Annotated in this window: 20 protein-coding genes, 1 tRNA gene and 1 pseudogene; 4 read left to right on the top strand and 18 right to left on the bottom strand. The window is 65.6% G+C overall.

Features of this window, described 5'->3' with window-relative positions; genetic code table 11:
* Window positions 1-234: 234 nt before the first annotated feature.
* Together KBX14_RS10110 and KBX14_RS10105 are read right to left on the bottom strand one after the other, a co-directional pair.
* Window positions 235-317: transfer RNA gene (locus tag KBX14_RS10110), tRNA-Tyr, on the bottom strand.
* Window positions 318-399: 82 nt separating this feature from the next.
* A complete protein-coding gene (locus KBX14_RS10105) occupies window positions 400-1,416 on the bottom strand; it encodes a polyprenyl synthetase family protein (RefSeq protein ID WP_256042467.1) in 1,017 nt (338 codons plus the stop codon).
* A 145-nt stretch (window positions 1,417-1,561) separates the two neighbouring features.
* Here KBX14_RS10105 and KBX14_RS10100 point away from each other — a divergent pair, with 145 nt between their 5' ends.
* A complete protein-coding gene (locus KBX14_RS10100; protein WP_256042466.1) occupies window positions 1,562-2,788 on the top strand; it encodes a geranylgeranyl reductase family protein in 1,227 nt (408 codons plus the stop codon).
* Here the strand turns inward: KBX14_RS10100 and KBX14_RS10095 are convergent.
* From KBX14_RS10095 to KBX14_RS10050, 10 genes and pseudogenes are all read right to left on the bottom strand, one after another.
* Window positions 2,778-3,470, bottom strand: coding sequence for a demethylmenaquinone methyltransferase (locus KBX14_RS10095; RefSeq protein WP_070363148.1), 693 nt, complete (start codon window positions 3,468-3,470; stop codon window positions 2,778-2,780). The two genes, KBX14_RS10100 and KBX14_RS10095, sit on opposite strands and share 11 nt — an antisense overlap.
* A 27-nt stretch (window positions 3,471-3,497) precedes the next feature.
* Window positions 3,498-4,598 (bottom strand): annotated as a pseudogene (locus KBX14_RS10090) (glycosyltransferase family 4 protein); the annotation flags it as partial.
* Window positions 4,599-4,601: 3 nt separating this feature from the next.
* Window positions 4,602-5,027 carry a DUF3592 domain-containing protein gene (locus KBX14_RS10085; protein WP_370687097.1) on the bottom strand — a complete coding sequence of 142 codons (426 nt, stop codon included), beginning with the start codon at window positions 5,025-5,027 and terminating at the stop codon, window positions 4,602-4,604.
* Window positions 5,027-6,643, bottom strand: coding sequence for a 2-succinyl-5-enolpyruvyl-6-hydroxy-3-cyclohexene-1-carboxylic-acid synthase (menD, locus tag KBX14_RS10080; protein ID WP_256042464.1), 1,617 nt, complete (start codon window positions 6,641-6,643; stop codon window positions 5,027-5,029). The genes KBX14_RS10085 and menD overlap by 1 nt, the downstream gene beginning before the upstream one ends.
* 11 nt (window positions 6,644-6,654) lie before the next feature.
* Window positions 6,655-7,092 (bottom strand): hypothetical protein, encoded by a 438-nt coding sequence (locus KBX14_RS10075; protein ID WP_070477489.1) that lies wholly within the window; start codon window positions 7,090-7,092, stop codon window positions 6,655-6,657.
* A 15-nt stretch (window positions 7,093-7,107) separates the two neighbouring features.
* Window positions 7,108-8,688, bottom strand: coding sequence for a DASS family sodium-coupled anion symporter (locus KBX14_RS10070; protein ID WP_070477487.1), 1,581 nt, complete (start codon window positions 8,686-8,688; stop codon window positions 7,108-7,110).
* Window positions 8,689-8,834: 146 nt separating this feature from the next.
* Entirely contained in the window at window positions 8,835-9,794 is a 960-nt protein-coding gene (locus KBX14_RS10065; protein ID WP_256042463.1) for an o-succinylbenzoate synthase, read from the bottom strand.
* A 9-nt stretch (window positions 9,795-9,803) separates the two neighbouring features.
* The gene (locus tag KBX14_RS10060; RefSeq protein ID WP_143110523.1) at window positions 9,804-10,136 is read right to left on the bottom strand and encodes a FeoC-like transcriptional regulator; all 333 of its coding nucleotides are present in this window, start codon (window positions 10,134-10,136) and stop codon (window positions 9,804-9,806) included.
* The gene (gene feoB, locus KBX14_RS10055) at window positions 10,049-11,956 is read right to left on the bottom strand and encodes a ferrous iron transport protein B (protein ID WP_256042462.1); all 1,908 of its coding nucleotides are present in this window, start codon (window positions 11,954-11,956) and stop codon (window positions 10,049-10,051) included. Before feoB ends, KBX14_RS10060 begins: the two co-directional genes overlap by 88 nt.
* 2 nt (window positions 11,957-11,958) lie before the next feature.
* Window positions 11,959-12,207 (bottom strand): FeoA family protein, encoded by a 249-nt coding sequence (locus KBX14_RS10050; protein ID WP_083290805.1) that lies wholly within the window; start codon window positions 12,205-12,207, stop codon window positions 11,959-11,961.
* A gap of 106 nt (window positions 12,208-12,313) precedes the next feature.
* Between KBX14_RS10050 and KBX14_RS10045 the strand changes: the two genes are divergently transcribed.
* Both KBX14_RS10045 and KBX14_RS10040 read left to right on the top strand, forming a co-directional pair.
* Window positions 12,314-13,246: a 1,4-dihydroxy-2-naphthoyl-CoA synthase gene (locus tag KBX14_RS10045; protein ID WP_256006121.1), complete on the top strand. Its 933-nt coding sequence runs from the start codon at window positions 12,314-12,316 to the stop codon at window positions 13,244-13,246.
* Window positions 13,247-13,455: 209 nt separating this feature from the next.
* Window positions 13,456-14,334, top strand: a complete 879-nt coding sequence (locus KBX14_RS10040) for a hypothetical protein (RefSeq protein WP_256042461.1) — start codon at window positions 13,456-13,458, stop codon at window positions 14,332-14,334.
* Here KBX14_RS10040 and KBX14_RS10035 read toward each other — a convergent pair.
* From KBX14_RS10035 to KBX14_RS10010, 6 genes are all read right to left on the bottom strand, one after another.
* Window positions 14,331-15,746: a hypothetical protein gene (locus KBX14_RS10035; RefSeq protein ID WP_256042460.1), complete on the bottom strand. Its 1,416-nt coding sequence runs from the start codon at window positions 15,744-15,746 to the stop codon at window positions 14,331-14,333. The genes KBX14_RS10040 and KBX14_RS10035 overlap by 4 nt on opposite strands.
* On the bottom strand, window positions 15,743-16,444 hold the full coding sequence (locus KBX14_RS10030) for an ATP-binding cassette domain-containing protein (RefSeq protein WP_252931002.1): 702 nt from the start codon (window positions 16,442-16,444) through the stop codon (window positions 15,743-15,745). The genes KBX14_RS10035 and KBX14_RS10030 overlap by 4 nt, the downstream gene beginning before the upstream one ends.
* A 65-nt stretch (window positions 16,445-16,509) precedes the next feature.
* Window positions 16,510-17,148, bottom strand: coding sequence for a response regulator transcription factor (locus tag KBX14_RS10025; RefSeq protein WP_252931024.1), 639 nt, complete (start codon window positions 17,146-17,148; stop codon window positions 16,510-16,512).
* Window positions 17,145-18,257, bottom strand: a complete 1,113-nt coding sequence (locus KBX14_RS10020; protein WP_143110524.1) for a sensor histidine kinase — start codon at window positions 18,255-18,257, stop codon at window positions 17,145-17,147. The genes KBX14_RS10025 and KBX14_RS10020 overlap by 4 nt, the downstream gene beginning before the upstream one ends.
* Before the next feature lie 54 nt (window positions 18,258-18,311).
* Complete coding sequence (locus KBX14_RS10015; RefSeq protein ID WP_256042459.1) at window positions 18,312-19,292, bottom strand: hypothetical protein; 981 nt, start codon at window positions 19,290-19,292, stop codon at window positions 18,312-18,314.
* Between the two features lie 72 nt (window positions 19,293-19,364).
* Window positions 19,365-19,739, bottom strand: a complete 375-nt coding sequence (locus KBX14_RS10010; protein ID WP_071572876.1) for a hypothetical protein — start codon at window positions 19,737-19,739, stop codon at window positions 19,365-19,367.
* A gap of 390 nt (window positions 19,740-20,129) precedes the next feature.
* Here KBX14_RS10010 and KBX14_RS10005 point away from each other — a divergent pair, with 390 nt between their 5' ends.
* Window positions 20,130-22,088: an exonuclease domain-containing protein gene (locus KBX14_RS10005; protein WP_256042458.1), complete on the top strand. Its 1,959-nt coding sequence runs from the start codon at window positions 20,130-20,132 to the stop codon at window positions 22,086-22,088.
* Window positions 22,089-22,214 lie beyond the last annotated feature (126 nt).

Below are 22,214 nucleotides of genomic sequence, written 5' to 3'. Positions count from 1 at the left end.
ACTCAATCGGCATCCAAAAAGGCCACATCTAACCCCGCGACACGCCGATAGCAGACACACATTTTGTCGCTTAACCCACACAATTTGTCACTTAAGTCGACACGCCGAGAAAAGCACACATTTTGTCGCTTAACCCGCAATAGCTTTTCGACGCCTTCTTCGTACACGTTATAACGCAGGACCACAACATGAAAAATGCCCGCCCCTCACGTTCTGTGAGAGACGGGCTTGCGGTGCCAGGTAGAAGATTCGAACTTCTGAAGGCGTACGCCGGCGGATTTACAGTCCGCTTCCTTTGGCCACTCGGACAACCTGGCATGCACCGTAAGTGCGTGGACTACTTTACATCAACGCACCCGCGATAAGGCAAATCGCGTGCACAGAGGGCATATCCCACCGCTATCCGACGCGTTCGATAGCGTACACGGAGACCTGCCGCAGTGCTTGGTTTGCGGGGCCGTCGGGAAGGAAGTCGAGTTCGCGCTCGACGATGTCGAGGTACTCGCGCACGGTGGCGAGGGAGCGTTGGCGCCCTTGTGTCTGGCCGAGCAGAGTGATGGCCCGTTCGACGTCGGCGTCGTTTTCGAGTGGGCCGGTGAGGAGGCTACGAAGCTCCTCTGCCGCGGGAGAGTCCTCTTCGAGCGCGTACAGCACGGGCAGGGTAAACACGCCTTCGCGAAGGTCGGTGCCTGGGGTTTTCCCGGACTGGGCGCTGTCGGAGTAGATGTCGATGATGTCGTCGACGATCTGGAAGATCATGCCGATGGCGCTGCCCATTCGGGAGCAGCTCTCGACGATGTCGCGCGACGCCCCGGAGTGCAGCGAGCCGAGGTAAGCCGCGGACGCGATGAGGACGGCGGTTTTGCCGTCGATAACTTTGAGGTAGTGATCGACTGGGTCCTCCCCCTGGGCGCCGACGGTCTCGCGCATTTGGCCGGTGACCAGGCCCTGGAAGGTGTCGGCGAAGTGGGCGACGGTGTCGGTATCGATTTCGCTCATGAGGCGGGAGGCGTGTGCGAACAGGATATCGCCGGCAAGGATGGCGACGGTGTTGTTCCACCGCATGTTGGCGGAGTCGACGCCGCGGCGCTTCTCGGCTTCGTCCATGACGTCGTCGTGGTAGAGGGTGGCCAGGTGCACCATCTCGGTGGTGGTGGCTCCTTTGATGACGTTGGTGGCGCCCGGGTTGGGGCCGAACTCGCTGCAGAGCAGCGCCACGAGGGGACGGAAGCGTTTGCCGCCAGCGACTGCTAGGTGCATCACTTTGTCGGTAATGAACGCTTCACCTTGTTGGAGGCGTTCCCTGAGCAGCGTTTCAACGTCGCCCATGCCCTTCGTAACACGCTCGGTGAGGGCGTCGTCGCCTAGGTCCATGCGAAATCCATGGCGTGGTGACGGTGTTATGCCGTTGGTCATCGATGATGTCCTTGCAGGTTAAAGTACTCATTGCGCCATGCCCGGGGCATGTGCTGCGCGCGGTTAACATCACTAACCGTAGTCCACACCCTCCATTTTTTGCAGTAATGGGGTGTGTCTGCGCTATCTGGCACAATGTGGACTCGTGACTGAGTTTGTTGATTGCGTAGTTGTGGGCGCGGGCCCGTCGGGGGCCACGGCGGCCATTGCCGCCCAGAGAGCTGGGTTTTCTACTCTGCTTCTCGACGCCGCTTCGCCTGGCCGCGACAAAACCTGCGGCGACGGCCTGACCCCACGCGCGGTACATACGCTGCGCCGCCTGGGCCTGGACCACGTGCTGCCCGCCTACCGCAACAAGGGCCTTCGACTGCACGGGTACGGGGGTGACGTGACGGCTCCGTGGCCGGACGGCGTCTACGGCACGGAGGGCTCCGCGAGCCCGCGCGCAACCTTCGATGCCGCGCTGGTCGCGGAGGCCGAGGCCGCGGGTGCCACTGTGTGGCAGGACTGCCCAGCAACGGACGTGGCGTTCGGAGCGGACGGCCTGATCGAGTCCGTGCACACCGCGCGCGGCGAGGTGCGCACCCGCTGGGTGATCGTGGCGGATGGGGTTCGTTCGACGTTCGGCAAGCTGTTGGGCCGTACGTGGCACAAGGGCGAGGTCTTCGGTATCGCGGCGCGTTCCTACTGCACCTCCCCCCTGTCCGGGGAGCCGTGGATGCACTCGCACGTGGAGCTTCGCGACGACACCGGCACCATCCAGCCCGGCTACGGCTGGATCTTTCCGCTCGGCGACGGCACGGTGAACCTCGGCTGCGGCGCCCTGTCCACGGATGCCCGCCCGGCGCGCGTGAACACGAAGAAGCTGCTCCACCAGTACGCGGACCAGCAGCGTGACACCTGGGCCTTGGGCGAGCCGCAGCAGGTCACCAGCGCCCTGCTCCCGATGGGCGGGGCAGTCTCGAACGTGGCGGGTCCGAACTGGGTGCTCATCGGGGATGCGGCGGCGTGCGTGAACCCGCTCAACGGCGAGGGCATCGACTACGGCATGGAGACTGCCGTCATGGCGGTGGAACTGCTGCAGGAGGGCAAGGACTGCACGCTGGCGTGGCCGCTCATCCTGCGGGAGGCCTACGGCCCGGCGTTCGCGTTGGCGCGCACCGCGGCCCGCCTGCTTACCTACCCACAGTTCTTGCCGGTGGCGGGCCCGCTGGCGCTGCGCGGGGTGGCAGGACGCCACCTGATGCCGGCGGCGGCACGCCTGATGGGCAACCTGGTCACCGAAGAAGACACAGACCTGATTTCGCGTGCGTGGCGCGCGGCCGGACGCGCGGTGCCGGTGAACGCGCCGCTATGGGACGCTACGTTGTAGGTTTCACGGCGCTGTGCAGCGCCACAATGCCGAGCGAGAGGTCCTGCCAGCCGGCGCCTGCCCACCCGTTGTGGTTGATGGCGGCGGCCAGCTCTTCTTGGTGCGGCCACGCCCGGATGGACTCGGCGAGGTACTCGTAGGCCTCCGCGTTGGAGGAGAACACCTTCGCCAGCAGCGGCAGCGCCACCGGCAGGTACTGCTTGTACAGGGTGCGGAAGCCGGGGACGATGGGCGTCGAAAATTCGTTGACCAGAAGGCGCCCGCCGGGCTTGGTCACGCGCGCCATTTCGCGCAGGCCCGCCTCGAAGTCGTAGACGTTGCGCAGGCCGTAGGAGATGGTCACGGCGTCGAAGGTGTTGTCGGCGAACGGCAGGTGCATCGCGTCGCCGACGACCTTGGGCACGTCGCGGTCGCGGCCGGCGGCCAGCATTCCCTGGGAGAAGTCGCAGGCGACGACCCACGCGCCGGACTTCGCCAACTCCACGGTGGACACGGCGGTGCCTGCGGCGAGGTCGAGCACCTTCTCCCCCGGCTTCAGGTTGAGGCGCTCGCGGGCGCGCCTGCGCCAGTACTTGTCCAGCCCGAAGGACAACACGGTGTTGGTGATGTCGTACTTCTCGCCGACGCCGTCAAACATGCCCGCTACGTCGAAGGGCTTCTTCTCCAGATCTGCCTTGGCCATAACGCTCTACTGTAGCGCGCGCTGTGCCTGTTCGTAATACTCGACGAGTTGCTGGCACAGCGCCTCCCACGTTTTGCCGTAAGTGGACTCGCGGGCCGCGACCCGAAGGTCCTGCCACCTGGTCTCGTCGAGACACCACGCGACGGCGTGCGGGAGTTCGGTGGTGAACGTGGGGACGTCGAGAAGGAGGCCGTTGGTGCCCTCGGCGATGAGGTCGATGGGCCCGCCGGCGCGCGGCGCGATGGTGGGCACGCCGCTGGCCTGAGCTTCTTGGATGGTTTGGCAGAAGGTTTCAAACTCGCCGGGGTGTACGAAGACGTCGAAGCTGGCGTAGGCGCGGGCGAGCTCCTCGCCGGTGAGCGGGCCGCAGAACACCGTGCCCGGCAATACGGCGCGCAGCTCGTCGGCCTCGGGGCCGCCGCCGACGATCACCACTTGCAGGTCCTCGCGGCCACAGAGTGGTGCGAGGCGGTGCACGCTCTTCTCGGCGGCGAGGCGGCCGACGAACCCGACGATGCGTTTGCGCCCGCTCGGGTCCCAAGTGCGGCGCAGCTCCTCGCTGCGGCGGCGGGGGTGGTAGAGGGTGGCGTCGACACCTCGGCCCCACGTGTGGACGCGCTCGATGCCGTGCCTGCGCAGCTGCTCCACCGCTGCCGACGACGGCGCGAGCGTGAGCTGGCAGGCGTTGTGGAGGCGCCGCGTCCAGTCCCACGAAAGCTTCGCCAGCGCCGGGAGGTGGTACTTCGTGGCGAACCCGGCCACATCGGTTTGGTAGAGCGCTACCGCGGGTACCTTCAGCTGGCGCGCGGCGAACGCGCCGGCCGCCCCGAGCACGAACGGGCTGGCCAGGTGCACCACATCCGGCTGAAAGGAAGTGAGCGCGGCACGCACGGCACTGGTGGGGACCCCGATGGGCAGCGAGTTGACCATCGGCACGCGCACGGTGGGCACGCGCACCACGCGGAAGCCCCGGTAGTCGGGGATTTCCTCCTGGTGTTCACGCGCCCCGGGGGCGATCACGAGGGCGTCGTGGCCGTACTCGCGAAGGTGGTCGAGCACGCGCAGCACGGAATTGGTCACCCCGTTGACGTTCGGCAGGAAGGACTCTGCAACGATGGCCACGCGCATCCGCTACGCCGCCCCCTCGCTGTCCTCGCGCACGAAGCGCCCCACGCCCTTCCAGGCCGCGGCAGCCACAAGCGTTGCCACCACGGCGACGGACAGCGCAGGGATCAGCGACAGCATCCAACCGCGGCCCTCAACTTTGACCAGGTCGGGGTCGGTGCGCGAGTACGTCACCCACACCTGTTGGCCTTCGCTGAGCCCGGTTGGGTACAGCAGACCGGTCGCCGGCGAGTGGGTGCGCCCGCGGTCATCCTGGTACTCCACGGCGGTGCGGATCTTGCTCACGCCAGTCACAGTGGCGAGGCCGCGGCCGGGGTCGCGGGCGATGCGCCAGTCGTTGATGGCCGGCCCTGCGACCATCGCGAGGCTGCCGAGCATCGCGCACGTATACAGCGCCAGCACGAGCTGCTGGGCGCGTCGCTTCCAGCGGATCACTTCTGCAGCCGCTGCGCGAGCGCTCGCCGGGTGGCCCGTGTGGTGCGCGCTTCCACAACGGTGATCGGGTTGGGCTGCGCCTCCAGCTCGAGGAGCACCTCGTGCAGCTCGGCGAGGGTTTCGGCACGGCGGTAGTCGGCTCCGTAGGCCTCCGCCAGCTTTTCGACGTCCACCCCGTGCCTCGTACCGAACGCCCTCTCAAAGCCGTCCCGGACGGACTGCGCCCCGACCTCGAGCGTCTCGAAGATGCCGCCGCCGTCGTCGTTGGCCACCACGATGGTGAGGTTGCCGGGGTGGGGTTCGTCGGGGCCGATGAGCAGCCCGCCGGCGTCGTGGAGGAAGGTGAGGTCCCCCATGAGCGCGACGGTGCGCGGGGCGCGGATCTCGTCCGGGTGCAGACGCTGCGTGGCAAGGGCAATGCCGATTGCCTGGGAGACCGTGCCGTCGATGCCCGCGGCGCCGCGCGGGGAGAAGGTCGGCACGCCGTCGAACGGCATGCCGACGAAGGAGGCGTCCCGGACCGTGTTGGAGGCCCCCAACACCAGCGTGTCCCCGACCCCGAGGGTGTCGCACACGGCGGCGGCGACGTGCATGCCGGTAAACCCGTAGTCGGCGTCGGCGAGGGCGTCGCGCACCGTGTTCGCGCCGACGCCGCCCGCGGCCTCGCAGATGGTGATCCACTGCTGGCGCGGCTGGCCGGTCGCGTTGACTCGCGAACCGCGCAGCTGCGGGTTGCCCGTGAACGTCTCCGTGCGCGAAATGCCGATCACGGTGATGTCCGGGTCGGCGAGCAACGCCATCACGTCGCGGTGCAGGGTTGGGTGTCCCACCACGATGACCTGCTCCGGCTTCGTCGACGCTGCGAAATCGCCGCCGTCGTGGCTAATCGAGACCTCGCTCTGCGCGAAGAATCGCGCGGCCAGCGGGTGCACCTGGTGGAACGGCGTTGGCGCGGTGGGCTCGGCGATGGTGGGCACGTGCTCCAGTCCGGGAACGTCCCAGGCCTCGTCGCCTGCGATGACCAGCGTGTCCTTCGTCAAGTCGACGTCGACGGCGCCGTGGTCACTCCACGCGGGCTTCGTGGCCAGGCGACCCGGACCAACCCGGCGCGACTTCCCCACCGGCTCCGGCAGGGCGTCGGGCACCAGCGGGGTGTCCAGGGCCACGTTGACGTGCACCTGGGCTGCGCCGAAGTCCAGCGCGCGGGCCTCCTCCGCACTGGTGACCTGCTGGGTCTTGGCGTAGTGGCCGAAGATGCCCTGCTGCCAAATCGTCTGGGAGGCCCCAGTGCCGACCATCCACTCGGGGCGGTCGGCGCTGATCACGGCCAGCGGCACGTGCGCCATGTGCGCCTCCACCATGGCGGGAAGCGTGTTGGCAACCGCGGTGCCGGACGTCATCACTACGCCGACGTGGCGGCGCTGCACGCGCGCCAGGCCGAGGGCGGTGAAGGAGGCGGAGCGTTCGTCGATACGCATGTGGACGGTGATGTCCCTGCGTGCGAGCAGCGCGTACGCCAACGGCGAGTTGCGCGAACCTGGGCACATCACCACGTCGGTAACGTGCTGCGAGAGCGACTCGGCGACCTGGCGGGCAATATCCATCGAGTTCATGGCCACCTACCTTACTGGCCTTGCAGGGCGCTCTCTGCACCGGAGACGATGTCGTCGAAAAGGCCGCGAAGCTCGGTCGGCACCTCGACGGCTGGCTCGGTCGGTGCCACGGTCTCCCCGCTCTCCCCGCGCCCCCGGTCCGGCAGCAACTTCGGCCGCTTCGTCGTGGTCTCCGTGACCGTCTCCGTGGACACGGCAGTCTCGGTCACCGTGGAGGTCACCGGCGGCTTGTCCGCCTCGGCTGCGGCGCTGCGCCACAGGAAGAACAGCACCGTGCCGGCGCACAGTGCGATAGCAAGGGCAATCCCCAGCCCGATTGCGAGCCCGTTGGAGCGCTGCGGCTCCGGCTCGTAATAGGACTGGGGTTCGTAATAGGCTTCCGGCTCGTAGTACTGCGTTTGGTGCTCCGGGTCCGGGAAGTATTGCTTTGGACGTTGCTGGTTATCCATGCTGCTAGCGTACCGCTAGAGCACCAAACCAAACACCGGCACCGCCAGGAAGTAGGTCACCACGGTGATCAGGCCGAGGGAGATGATGTTCAGCCACAGGCCACCCTTGAGCATCTCGCCCATAGTGACGTAGCCGGAGGAGTACGCGATCGCGTTCGGCGGCGTTGCCACCGGGAGCATGAACGCACAGGTTGCGGACAGCGCCACCGGGATGGCCAGCAGCAGGATATTCATCTCGGTCGCCTCGGTCAGGCCGATACCAACCGCGACACCGCCCATGATCGGGAGGAAGGTGGCGGCGGTCGCCGTGTTCGAGGTCAGCTCGGTCAGGCCCAGCACCAGTGCAGCGACAGCCATGATGAGCAGGATCGTCGGCAGCACGGCGAGGCCCTTTGCGGCTTCACCGATCCAGAGGGACAGGCCGGTGGAGGTGAACATCGCGGACAGGGACAGGCCACCACCGAACAGCAGCAGGACGTCCCACGGCATCTCGTTCGCGGTCTCCCAGTCCATCAGGCGCTTGCCCTGCTTCGTGCCCGGCACGATGAACATCAGCAGGCCGGCAATGATGCCGACGATGGCGTCGTTGTACGGGAACTCCCAACCGAACTGCTTGATGCCAAGCGGAATGAAGATCCAGGCGAGTGCCGCGATCAGGAAGATGATGCCGACGGCCACCTGCGGGAAGGTCCATGCGCCCAGCTTGCGGTACTCGGCATCGATAAGCTCCTTGCCACCAGGGATCCGGTCGATCTCAGGCTTGAACACGTTAATCAGGACAAACCAGGCGATCACGGTCAGCAGGATCGCCATCGGCATACCGACGAGCATCCACTGGCCGAAGCCGATCGTGATGTCGTGTGCTTCCTTCATGTAGCCGGCCAGCAGCGCGTTCGGTGGTGTACCAATCAGGGTGCCGAGCGAACCGGTGGAGGCGGAGTACGCGATTGCCAGCATGAGCGAGGTAGCGAACTTCTTCTGGTTCTGCATGCCACCCACGGAGTCAGCGGTCAGGGTCAGCACAGAAACACCAATCGGGAGCATGACCACCGCGGTTGCGGTGTTGGACACCCACATGGACATGAAGCCAGTGGCCAGCATGAAGCCCAAGATGATGCGCTTCGGGCTGGTACCCACAATGCGCACGACCACCAGCGCGAGCCTGCGGTGCAGATTCCAACGCTGCAACCCGAGGGCCATCAGGAAGCCACCCATGAAGAGGAAAATCGTGGACGACGCGTACGGCCCGGAGACCGCGCTGAACTTTGCCACGCCCATCACCGGGAAGATCGCTATCGGTAGCAAGGCGGTTGCCGCCAGCGGGATCGCCTCCGTCATCCACCACGCCGCCATGAGCACCGTGGTCGCGGCGACGACGCGCATTACGTCGGCATCGTAGGTCGTTTCAGGGTCGGCGCCCGAGGACTGTTGCACTGTTTCGGCAGCGCTGCCCGGGAAGATGTAGTACACCAGCAGCGCAAGCAGCACACCTGCGATCAGGCCGATGAGTTGGCGGCGCCACTCACCCGGTTCGGGCGACTTGGCAAGCTCGCCGTCGGAGAGCGCGGACGATTCGTGCATCACGGGAGTCGACATTTTCGATCCTTTCGAACAGGATTCACACAACAGCTAAAAAGGTGATCTTTCACACCCTCGCGTGGGAGACGTTACGCCCTCACACATCAAATGTCGCAAGAATGCACAGATTAATCAAACATTTCCACCCCCGCCCGGGCACGTTTTTACCCCCGCATGGTGTCCATGCAGTCCCGAACGCGCTGAAACCACCAGTCGCGACGTTCCGCGGGAGCCCGCAACTCGTGCAGACGCGCCGGATCGGGGGTAACAGGGGTGGCTTCGAGGCAGCCGTCTACAAGCGGCCGCGGCTTCGCGACGTCCTCTACGAACAGCCGCTGCGTAGCCAATCCCGCTGCACGCGAATCCGCGCACCGCGCCGCTACCAGCCCCGCGTACATCCCCACCGCGGTGTCCAGGGCGCTGGCCACCGTCACATCCATCCCCAGGTCCCGCTTCAGCGCCAGCAGGCGGCGCACTCCCCCGAGCGGCGCAACCTTCAACACGGCAACATCCGCCGCACCCAGCTCGGCGACACGCAGCGGGTCAGCGGCCCGGCGTATCGATTCGTCCGCCGCGATCGGCGTACGCACCCGCGCACGCACCTCCGCGAGCTCCTCCGCGCTCCCGCAGGGCTGCTCGATGTACTCCAGCTCCCCCAACGCGTCGGCGGCGCGCACCGCCTCCTCGACGCTCCACCCCCGGTTCGCGTCCACGCGCAGGGTCGCGTCGGGACGCAGCTCGCGCACCCGCTCGACGCGCGCAACATCGTCGGCGAGCGTCTGGCCAGCCTCGGCCACCTTAATCTTGAACGTCCCGATCCCCGGGAAACGCTCCAACACCTCCTCCACCTGGGCGGCGTCCACCGCGGGCACCGTGCCGTTCACCGGCACCGGGCCGGAAGCCTCCGGCAGACCATCGAACGCGGCCTCCAAACCGGAGCGCAGCCACTGCGCGGACTCCTCAGGGCCGTACTCCACAAAGGGAGAAAACTCGCCCCAGCCGGAGGGGCCGTCGATAAGCAGGGCCTCGCGGGTGGTGATCCCACGGAACTTCACTGCCATGGGCAGGGCTACAACGTTGGAGCGCTCAAGGATCTCGTCAACGGAAGGCAATAAAGAAGGCATATGGCCAGGCTAGCGCCGACCGAGCACCAACGCGACAGGGCCCGACGTGCACGCCCCGCGAGACGGGCAGCCGCCGCAGCCGCCCGCGCATGAATCGTTGAGGGCGCGGCGCTGCACTTCGCCGGTGGCCTCGAGGTGGGCCATGACGGCGTCGATAGTCATGGGTGACAGGTTGGTGCGGCGCGCGATTTCCTCGCGGCTCACGCAGCCCTCGCGCAGTGCGCCGAGCACCGCCGACATCGGTCCGCCGCTCATCAGAAGAACACCTTCAACAGCTGGAACGCGCCGACGGCCAGGCCCCACGCCATCACCATCTGCAGTGCGACGCCGAACAGCGTCCACTTCAGGCCGATCTCCCGACGCTGCGCCGCAAGCGTGGCCACGCACGGCGTGTAGGCCAGCAGGAAGAGCATGTACGCCCACACCGCGGCCGTTGCGTGCCCGCCCGAGGCCTGGTTAAAGTCCTCGCGGATTGCCTGGCTCAGCGGCGAGTTGCCGTCGCCTTCCTCGGGCTCCTCCAGCGCATAGGTCTGCGCCCAGCTCGAGATGACGGCCTCCTTGGCCACGAAGCCGGTAATCAGCGGGCCAGCCAGGGACCAGGAGTCGAAACCGGCGGGCGCGAAGACGGGCGCGATCGCGTCAGAGACAGTGCCGTACACCGACTCCTGCGGGGCCACTTCGCCGAACTGCGCTTCGGAGGTCACCGGGGTGGACTGCAGCGCCCACACCACGACGACAGTCGCGACGATGATCTTGCCGGCAGTCTCAAGGAAGCCACGCAAGCGCGCCCACATCACCGACAGCGCCAGGCGCGCGCCCGGCAGCTGGTACACCGGCAGGTCAATGACCAATGGCTCGGTGCCCATCGTGGACCACAACACCTTGCGCAACGCGAAGCCCGTCAGCACGACAAGCAGGATAGAAATGACGTACATCGCGAAGACGACGGTGCCCGCGTGATCCGGGAAGAACGTCGCAGCCAGCATGACGTACACCGTCAGGCGCGCACTGCAGGACGCGAACGGCACCAAGAGGGCCGTCATCAGGCGGTGGCGCGGATCCCCCATCACGCGCGTCGCCGAAATCGCCGGCACGTTACAGCCGAAACCAACAATGAGCGGGATGAACGCCTTACCCGGCAAGCCCATCGCGCGCATCACACGGTCCGCGACGACGGCCGCGCGCGCCATATAGCCAGAGTCCTCAAGCACGGCGAGGCACAGGAACATCAGCGCCATCAGCGGCGCGAACGTGAGCACCATGCCGACGCCGTTAATCAAGCCGTCAACAACCAGGCCGCGCAACCAGCCGATCTCCGGCAGCACCGCAAGCGCCGCATCAGAAACCGGGCCGCCGAAGAAGCCCTCCAGGCCATCCTGCAACGGCTTGGCCACCGTGGTGGTGATCTCGAAGACCATCCACATCGCCACCAGGAACATCAGCGGGCCGATCACCGGGTGCAACGCGAAGCGATCCAGGCGCTCGGTGAAAGTCTGCTGGTGACCGGTGTCGGTCGCAGCGCGTTCGACGGCGGCGTCGACCCAGGCGAAGCGGGCGTCGGCAAGCTCGAAGTCGTCAGTGGTAGCCACTGGGCGCAGGGTGACCGCTGGTTCGGCGAGCTGGGCGTCGATAACTTCGCGCAGACCGCGCACATCCCTCTTACGCGGATCGACCGCGACCACGGGCAACCCAAGCGCGTTCTGCAGCGCCGCCGCATCCACCGCAATGCCCTCCGCGCGGGCCACATCCATCTTGGTCAACGCAACCACGATGCGGTACGGCGTCTCCGCGAGCTGCGCCACCATATACAAACCACGCGCAAGGTTCGCCGCATCAACGACGACCACCACCGCATCCGGACGCTCCGCCGGGCAACGCTCCAGCAGCAGCTCGCGAGTGAGCTCCTCGTCAGGGCTCTGCGGATCCAGCGAGTAGGCGCCAGGAAAATCAATCACGTTATAGGAACCCGCCCACACGCCGCGAGAAATCTCCACGGAGGTGCCAGGCCAGTTGCCCATCTTCACGTTCGCGCCAGTCAGCGCATTAAACAAGGTGGACTTGCCGGCGTTCGGAGCTCCGATCAGCGCGATGGTGGGCTCGCCCTTGACGGCGGTATCTGCGTGCGGCCCGCAACACGACGGAACCTGGGTGAAATCGGCCATGGCTATGCCACGCTCACCTTGATGCCACGCAGCGCGTCAGCGCTGAGGGCGTAGCGGGAGGTCGCTACCTTGATCACGCGGCCACCACCAGCCGTGGACTGCATAATGCTGACGCGCTGGCCTGGGCGAAGACCAAGCTCCTGCAGGCGACGCGCGACGGTAGGGGTAGTGTCAAGCGCCGCGATAACGGCGCTGTCGCCGACGGGGATGCGGGCAAGGGTGCCCTCGGCAGTTTTCGTTATCAGACTCATACGTTTGATTTAACTCCGAGCCCATTAGGTAAGCAATGCCTTATACAGTGGTTGCCTCCCTGTGGGGGTGCCCCGAGCTGCCGTCGGCACCGTAGACTACAAAGCCATGAGCTATTCCACTGCGCAACCATTCGACCCAACCCAATGGCGCGAGGTCGAAGGTTTTGACTTCACCGACATCACCTACCACCGACACGTAGGAACCACACGCGCCGACGGCATCGTCCGCATCGCCTTCGACCGCCCCGAAGTACGCAACGCGTTCCGCCCCCACACCGTCGACGAACTCTACCGGGCACTCGACCACGCCAGGCGCGACCCTTCTGTGGGCGTGGTGTTGCTGACCGGCAACGGGCCTTCCGAGAAGGACGGCGGCTGGGCGTTCTGCTCCGGCGGCGACCAGCGCATCCGTGGCCGCTCCGGCTACCAGTACGCGGGCGGCGACACCGCCGACACCGTCGATGAAGCGCGCGTCAAGGCCGAGGGCGGACGCCTGCACATCCTTGAGGTCCAGCGCCTCATCCGCACCATGCCCAAGGTGGTCATCGCGGTGGTGAGCGGCTGGGCAGCCGGCGGCGGCCACTCACTCCACGTCGTGTGCGACCTGACCATCGCCTCGAAGGAGGAGGCCAGGTTCAAACAAACCGACGCCGACGTCGGCTCCTTCGACGCCGGCTACGGCTCCGCCTACCTGGCCAAGATGGTGGGTCAAAAGTTCGCCCGCGAGATCTTCTTCCTCGGCCGCACCTACTCTGCCGAGGAGATGCAGCGCATGGGCGCCGTCAACATCGTCGCCCCGCACGCTTCCTTGGAAGAGGAGGCCATCCAGGTCGCCCGCGAAATCAACGGCAAGTCCCCCACCGCACAGCGCATGCTCAAATTCGCCTTCAACCTTGTCGACGACGGCCTCATGGGCCAACAAGTCTTTGCCGGTGAAGCAACCCGCCTCGCCTACATGACCGACGAGGCCGTCGAAGGCCGCGACTCCTTCCTGGAAAAACGCGAGCCCCGTTGGGACGACTTCCCGTTCTACTACTAGGTAGGTATGTGACCTAGCGGTTTTCTCCCCTTCGTGCCCCTTTGAAATAGTTCCCGCCGCCGGGGAACTATTTTGCGTTTGGGGCCGGTTCCGGTCGACCAACGGTTACATTTCCCTAGGTCACAACGGCTGTCCACGAAAATGGTTCCGGCGATCACGAATAGGTTGGGAACTTTCTTCGGGTTTCTAGTTTTCTGTAGCGTGGTGCCATGAAGCGCTATCTGCCTCTCATCACCGCCACTCTCCTGCTGGCTTCCTGCGGCACGGCGCCTGTGCCGGAAGCGCCCGTGCCGGAAACAACACTGGGCACGCCCGCGACTGAAGCACCGGTGCCCTCCACCCGTGATCTGTACGCCGACGCCATCGCGGACCCGGCGCGGTTCTTCGCAGATCTCGACGGCTTGGACGGCACGTTCGCCTACGACGTCTTAGATATCAACGGCGATCTTGAGCCGGAACTGCTGCTGCGCGCTGGTGCTGACGGCCCTTCTCCAATTCGCGTGTTGCGGGCCCAGGACGGCACGCTGAGCTGGACGAAGGACTACCTCATCGACGCGGACGACCCGTACCCGACTGTGTTCACCAACGGCACGCAGCCGGGCTTGGACCAGTACGAAGCCGAAGGCCCTCTCTTGCACGTGACGCACTTCGAGCTGCGGGGTCAGCGTTTGGAGAAGGTGTGGGGTCCGGAGGAGACGGTCGTCGGCAATCCGCTCAGCGATGTCACACGGATCACTTGGCACCCGTCGACGGATCCGGCGGCGCTGGACACGATCAAGCCGCCAGAACTCACGGGTCCGTTGGAGGGAACGATGGGGCAGGTATCCGAGGTCGAGCACCTACAGGGTCAGCAGTTCCGTGTCCGGTTCGAGCCAACCGCGGACGGTATCGCGGTGACGTACCCGGACCTCGGCTGCGCAGGCCACCTGACCAAGACCGAGGATGGGTCCCGCGAGACGATCACCGAGGGCACCTGCGATGACGGTGGCACGTGGCATTTGCTTATCGACGACAACCACGCCCACGCCTTCTACAACTCCCCCGATGGTCGCTACACGGCGGACGGACGCCTCACCCCGGCGGGTTAGCGTCGCACTGGGCGCATGCCGCGCAGTACCCGCATCAGCGCCGCGACAACGACTGCCAGCAGCACCAGCCCCACCGCAGCCGCAACCCACACTCGTGCACCGGTGGCCGTAGCTGGCCATGCGGGGACGGCGAGGATCCATAACGCAGATTGCGCGAGGACATCCCCGCCGATCGTGGCGGAGACGATTGTGACCAGGATCGTCGTGGCCAGCGTCCACGCCACGCCGAAGCGGACGGTGATGGCAAGTGCGGTGAGCGTCAATACGCTGCCTGCGAGAAACGCGAGGAGTCCGAAGCGTGCGTCGCCAACCACGGCCGCTCCGAACGCGCACACGAGGGCGACGACTCCAACGCACCACGTGGCCAATGCGGCGCGGACGCGTGGGTGTTCGACCTGCATGAGCGCCCAGGCGGGCCGCAGTTTCGGCCACACCAGCGTCGGAAGCACCCCGGCGCCGACCGGCAGGATGGCGTAGGTGAACAGCGCCTCGCGCACGTCCACCGGGTATGCCAGAGAGAACAGCAGTACCAGAGCGGTGAGCAGGAGCAACACGCTTATCGACGACACCCTCGCCGCCATCGCAACCCCCTTCACCGCAGCCACGTATCCGGTGGTTTCGGGGCGCGGCGTCGCCGGGCCTGCGGCCATCGGTGCGGTGACGCGGTGAATCCTGCTGCGTCGGAAGATGGGTCGGGTGCGCGGTGGTACGAGGGCGGCCACTACAAAGCCAACTGCCGCCAACACCAGGGTGAGGATGAGGGCTGGAATGGGAGATTCCCCCGCCATCGGGTCGGTGGCGTCGAGGGGTAGCAGGTTGAAGTGCAGGCCCATGGTCGGCAGCGCCAGCCGGGCTGGCCAGGCGCCGGGGTTCATCCTCCACCAGTCGCGCTCGGCGAAGTAGCCGAGGCCGATGGTGAATGCGAAGCCGAGGATGATGGTTTGCAGGATCCCGATGCGTCGCGTGGAGGCGGCGGCGAGACCTGCCGGTCCGAGCATGCCCAGCCACGCAAAAAGACCTACGAGTGCGATCGAGGCCGTGTTGTCCAGGTTGAATACGAGGCCGGCGGCAAACGGCACGACAAAGTCGAAGGCGACGAACGCGGCCAGCGCCAGCCACACCACGACGATACGGGCAGCGCGAGTGCGCATAGGTGGGACCGGCCGCCACAATGTGCCGCCGCCACGGGCGTCACGTTCGCGGGTTTCGGCCAAACCGGCGAACAGCGCGGCGGCGGGAGCAGCCATGCCGGTGACCAACAGTCCTTGCGGGTAGAGCAGGTTCGACGCGGTTTCGACGTTTCCGGCCAGGGCGAACAACGTCAGCAGCACGCCAACCAGCAGGCCTGCTCCGGCGAGCCACCACAGCATGGAGCCGCGCGCACGGATCCATTCGGCGTGTAGGAGGGTCATCGGTCATCACCTGACGTGAGCCGGAAGAATGACTCTTCTAGGTTGGGGCCCAGTTCCGCGAGCTCGCCTGCGAAGCGGACGCCGCCGCCTGCGATCACGGTGGCGTCGTCGGCCATGTGGAGTACTTCGCCGAGTTGGTGGGAACTGACCAGGACGGTGCGCCCAGCTCGCGCGTATTCGCGAAGGTAGTCGCGTAGGTGGGCGATGCCTTCGGGGTCGAGGCCGTTTTGTGGTTCGTCGAGAATAAGCACCTCTGGCTCGCCGAGCAGCGCCTGAGCGAGAGCGAGGCGGCCTTTCATGCCGGTGGAGAAACTGCCGGCTTTCTTCTTGCCCGCGGTTTGGAGGCCAACCAGTTCGAGGACCCGGTCGGCTTCGCTGTCGGGAAGGCCCAGCAGCGTGGTGTGGACGCGGAGGTTGTTGCGGGCGCTGAGGTGGTTGTAAAAGGCGGGGTCGTTGATGGAGGCGCCGACATGGCGCAGTGCCGAGCGGTCAAACGGCTGCCCCATCAGTGTTACCTCGCCGACATCGGGTTCGATCAGGCCGAGCAGCACCGACATCAGCGTCGATTTACCCGCGCCGTTAGGGCCCAACAGTGCGTGGACTCGGCCCGGAGTGGTGGTCAACGACACGTCGCGAAGTACGTGGTGGTCCCCGAAGGACACGGCCACGCCGCGACAAGCAAGTTGCGTATCAGTCATGGCATTCATGGTCGTCGCTGAGCAAGGCCACCACATCGGCCGGCGGGACCACACCGCCTCCTCCTCTAGGAGGAGATCCCGGCGCGCTGGGAGATCAAGGCAAGCGCCACCCTGTCGCGCGCGCCAAGTTTGGCAAGCAGATTAGAGACGTGCGTTTTCACCGTGGTCTCTGCAATAAACAGTGTGGCGGCGATTTCAGCGTTCGTGGCGCCGCGGCCAATTTCTGCGAGCACGTCGCGTTCGCGTTGCGTCAGCGCCTCCAGCGCGGCGGCGGATTCTTGGGTGCCCGCACCGTCGCGGACCCATTCCATCACGCGGCCTGTGACCCCGGGGGCCAGAACCGATTCGCCGCGGGCGACAGCGCGCACGGCGTTGGCCAGGACGTCGGGTTCGGCGTCTTTGAGAAGAAAGCCGTGCACGCCGGCGTCGATAGCCGCATGGATCAAGGTGTCGTCGTCGAAGGTGGTCAGCATGATCACGCGTGGGCCCATTTCCATGATGGTGCGGGCGGCGGTGATGCCGTCGAGTACTGGCATGCGGATGTCCAGCACCGCCACGTCGATGCGGTGGGCGCGGGTTTGCTCCACGGCCTCGGCGCCGTCGGCGGCGGTGGCGACGACGGTGATGTCGTCCTGGGCGTCCAAGATGGTGCGGAGGGCGCTGAGGAGGAGCGGTTGGTCGTCGGCAAGGAGCAGGCGGATCATGCTGCCAACTCCGCCCACACGGTAAATGTCTCCCCTGACTGCCATGTCTTCAGCGTGCCACCGGCGCTTGCCGCGCGTTCGCGCAGCCCCTCCAGCCCAACACCAGTGCCTGGTTGGGGTCGAATCTGGCCGGTAGAAACGACTTCTACCACTACGGTCTCGCCCGGTGCGATCCGAACCATCACAGCGGGATCGACTTGGTGGCGTGCCGCGTTCGCCAGCGCCTCCGCCACGATGCGATAAATAGCAAGCGAGGTCACCGGGGAGACATCCACTGCTGGTGCTTCCAGCGACACTTCCAGACCGGCGTCGCGGTAGCGCTGCACCAACGACGGCAGGTCAGGGATCCCCGCCGCCGGCGAAAACGCATGATCGCTCTCACGCAGGCCGCGCACAAGCAGGCGAATCTCCGACAACGACTGCCCGGCGGCCTCGTTGATCTGCTGCAGCGCCTCCCGCTCCTGTCCGGCCGCCAACCCTGCATTGGCCTGCGCTTTGATCAGGGTCAGCGAGTGGCCGAGAAGGTCGTGAATATCGCGGGCAATGGCGCGGCGTTCCTCCTCGCGCGCCGCTGCGAGACGTTGCTCTTTCGCGTGTGCTTCTCGACGACGCACCTCATCCTCAGCTGCCACATTCGCCCCAAGGAGATACCCCACCGCACTCGCACCCCAGTGCAGCGCAAGCGTGATCCCGAGATCGACCCCGTGCCGGTAGAACAACACAAAGTTGTCGTCCCACGTCCACATGAACGGCGACAGCAGTGCCCACCCGCACGCGGCAGCGAGAACAACTAGCGCGAAGCGCTTCCCTGTAAACAGCCCGGCAATAAAGGTCGCCACCGGGACCGCCAACACCCACGGCGAAAAGCCAAGGTTGACCGGCGCGGCCAGCCACATCACAGACCAGGCAACATTCAGCGCGATAAGCGCAATCGAGGAGAACTTGGGTTTGCTCGTGAGCACCACGCACACCGCGACGAAGCCCCACGACAGCACGGCCTGGCCCCAACTGGCCGCATGCGTGGGTTGGGTAAACGCACTCGCGGTGTACACCGCCGCCAAGATGGCAACAGCGACCGCGAGCACAAGGTCACCCGGTTTGTAGCGCATGGCCGTAAGCCTATCGGCAACACCGAACACGCGCCTCCTCCCAGGGGAGGAGATCTACTTGTTCAGCCCGGGAATCTTCGGAAGCTCCGGCACATTGATGCCGGCGTTCTTGAGCAGCGCGAACAACCCGCCCAGCGCTGCCAGTACCGCAGCGATGATGCCGATGATCTGGCCGAGCTTGGCGTCAAAGTTCTGCGGCTGCTCCGGCTTCGGCGTGGGCTGCTCCGGGGTTGGCGTTTCCGGCGCGGAGGGATCCGCTGGTTGGCCCGGCAGGGTGTTCTTCAGTACCGGCGGTGCTGGCAGGTCCGCGTTTTGGGTGCTGAAGATAAGCGGTGGGTTGTCGCTGCACTGTTGCGCCTGCTTAAGCAGGTAGTAGTACCGGGACTCGAGCGAGTCGGCAGCCTTGGCAAAGTAGGTGCCGGACATGTTCGACGCGAACGCCGTGCGCTTCCAGTCGGGGACGTGATTCAGGAACCGAGCAGTGTTGTCGCCGGTGCGGCCAAACACGTAGTTCGCCCCGAGGCTGGTCACCTCCGGCACGGATCCGTCGATACCGATGTACCAGCGCGCCGAGCCCTGCAGCGCCTTGCCCGCTGGTGAAAGCGGAATCTGGGCGCCCTGCTTCATGTCCAGGTAGAAGTCGGCGTCGGTGGAAACCAGGCCTAGCTTGGCCAGTTTTTCCTTAGCGGCGGCGCGGGCGGCGTCGTAGTCGGGACGCTCGCCGGGCTCCTGCCCTTCCAGGCGGAGTTGCTGGTAGGAGATGATGGCTGGTTGGTCGAGGTGGGCGTCGCCAAGTGGTTTGAGCCCCTCGAAGGTTGCCTCGAATGCTTCGGCGACGGCGGTGGCGTACATGCCGTGCGTGAGCGTTTTTGCGATGCGTTCGGCCTGCCAGGCAGGGCCGCGCTCGGCGTCGTTGAGGACGACGCGGCACTGGCCGCTGTCAGTGCGGGCGAGGTGGGCGGCGTGGGCCGGGGTCGTGGCGAGGGCGGTGAAGGCGGTCGCCGCAGCGACGGCCGATGCGATGATCTTCTTCATGCCCATGTAATCGGCACAGACGGTGGCGGGCGTTACGCGCGTAGCTCGTATCTAGGGCACACTTCTGCTCTCTTAACCGACTAAGTCTGCCGCTCGCTGGTGGGAGACCCCAAGCACCTCTCCCATCTCGCGAAGAGTGAAGCCTTCCGCCTTCATCTTCTGGGCGAGTTCAGTCTTGGCAGCCGCAGCTCTTTCGGTTGCTTCTCGCGCCTTGCTACCAAGCTCTTCTGCGCGCTTCCGAAGCGCCTCAACCTCGCCCGGCAGAATCGGGACCACCTCAACTTCAAAATCGGATGGAGCGAGTCCCGACTGGAACGCAAGAGCCTCAATCACCTCGCCTTTTGCCCTATCGAGACGACGAGTCTGAGAAACAACTCCGAGCTCTTCACACTCTAAGACCCATGCTCCGCTCGCACCGCGCTCCGCAGTGACAGTAAACGACCTCATCTCCACCACCCTTTTCCTAACTCTGCCTGAAACTGGTCAAAAAACTTACGTGCCGCCAAATCATCGATTTCCCGATGCCTACCAAGCGTTCTCGTCGTATTTCCGACTCGATATGCATCGTGTTTAGTAAGCGCGATCGCTTCAAATTCAAGCCCCTGACGCCGCGCTTCATTACGCAACTTCTTTATTACCGCATACCTCTTCACATTTCAATCCCCCATTGCATATTTTTGTCAAGCACCAATTGACAGACCATTGCTCTTACTTGTAGTTAGACGCCACAACTCCCCCGCCGGTTCCATCGAACATCCGACCGACTCCGCCCCGCGGTGTCGGAGGCGTGCCTTATATTGAATGACGCCCCCAACACGGATGGACAAAGGAGCAGGAATGGGCCGGAATGGGTTTGCGGTCGTCGATTTGGAGACGACAGGGCTGAGCAACCAGGACCGCATTGTGGAGATCGGCGTGGTGCTGCTGCGCCCCGATTTCACGGTAGAGCGCACGTGGGAGACCCTGATCCAGCCGGAGCGCGACATTCCGAATAGTTACATCCATAAGATCACGGCGACCGATGTGGTGGATGCACCATTATTTTGCGACGTCGCTCCGTACCTGGGCTCGCTGCTCAATGGCCGCACGCTGGTGGCGCACAATGCGTCGTTTGAGCACCGCTTCCTGACCAACGAGTTCGCGCGCGCCGGCGCGGAGGACGGCTTGTGCGAGTGGCTGGACACGATGCGGTTGACGAAGCAGTACATGGGCGTGGGCAAGTTAAGTGAAGCGCTGGATATCGCGAGGATTCGGAACCGGTTTGCACACTCGGCGCTCGCGGACGCCGAGGCGACCGCCGAGCTCCTCCGTTACTTGTGCGTGGGCAACGGAGTGGACGTCGAGAAGTATCCGTCGGCGACGTTCACCTCCCCCGCAGCCGAGGCACCGTGCCTCCCCCGCGGCGGCGAGCCCTCCTGGGCGGGACAGCTTTCGCGCACCTTGCCGACGGCCACCACCAAGAACGAAGCCGACTACCGCGCCGAGCTGACCTGCGCACTTGTGGACCGCGCCATCTCCCGCACCGAAATGCGCCGCCTCGAATCCACCGCCATCGCCGCGGGCCTCAGCGCCGACGACGTCGACGCCATCAACGAGGAGTTCACGCGCCAGCTCGCCGTCGAAGCCTGGGCCGATGGCGTCATCACCGACGAGGAGCGCGCCACGCTGCTCGACATCGCCGAGGCGCTCAACGTCGATGCGCAGCTCGTGCGCTCGCTTCTCGACGAGCCCACCTCCGGCCCCACCCCCAGCACCTTCGCCCTGCGTCCTGGCGACCGCGTCGCGTTCACCGGGGCCCTCGACATCCCACGCGTTGTATGGACCGACCGCGCCGCCGCCGGCCTCGACGTCGGTGGCGTGACCCGCACGTGCGCCGTCCTTGTCGCGGCGAACCCGGACTCGATGAGCGGGAAAGCGAAGCAAGCGCGCGAGAACAACGTGCCGATCATCGGCGAGACCCACTTCGCCCAGCTGCTGAAGGCCATGGAGGACTCGACCGAGGACGCACCGGTTGTTGCCTCTAATGCCGCTGCGCCTGTTTCAGCCCCGGAGCAGTTCTCTTGGCTGACCCCCGAGCAGTCGCACGCTGTTGGCTCGTCGAGTGCGCGCATCGCCGCCGCATGGATCGAGCAGCACCCGGACCGCCCGCTGCACGAGATCGCCGACAACCTCAAACCCCACCACGTCCCCGAGGCGACCGGGCGCGGCATCGACCGTTACCTCGCCATGTGGAGCCTTGAGCACCCGGAGATGCTCACCGCCAGCGCCGACGACCTGCTTGACCTGCACGGCGTCGGCCCGAAGCGGTGCAGCCAGCTCGTGGAGATGGTGGTGGACCTCGCCGTCGACGGCGTCGAGGAGCCGGCTGAGGTGGAGGCGGCGCTTGTTGAGGAGGTCGCTCCGGAACTCGCTGCGCTGCCTGCGCAGCCTGCCCCGGAGCCACGCCCTGCAGCCACCAAGCCGCGGCCTGCCACCAATGAACTGACACCTGAGGAGCTACTTGCCGCAGCGTATGCCCCGCTGCACGCACCGGTCCCCGCCCAATCGACGCCATACGATCCCGCACTAGTCACGCCTGCTACCGCCCCGAAACGACGCTCCAAGTCCGGGAAGGTATTCAAGCGGTCGGTGATCATCACCGTGGTGTCGTTTATGCTCTTCGGGCTGTGCATGGAAACGTTCGACCCGGAGGCCGAGTCCTTCATCGCCGGGATGCTCGCTCTGGCAACATTGGTTGGAATGCTGACGGCGGGGGTCTCGGGTGTGATGGCGCTAATCAGCAAGTTGCGGGGATAGAGCGCCAGGCCTTGTGCGTGTCTGATATTCAGTTAGACTTAGCCACGACATGACCTCCACTCATGTCGGCAAAAACGGTTGAACCCCTGCGAGGCCGGTTAACCAACGCAAGGGTTCGGCGAGACT

Origin of the sequence: Corynebacterium sp. CCUG 61414, from assembly GCF_024453945.1 — a bacterium.
GTDB classification, from domain to species: Bacteria; Actinomycetota; Actinomycetes; order Mycobacteriales; family Mycobacteriaceae; genus Corynebacterium; species Corynebacterium pseudogenitalium.
Note: the sequence above shows the minus strand (reverse complement) of the source record. Positions and strands in the feature narration are given on the sequence as shown.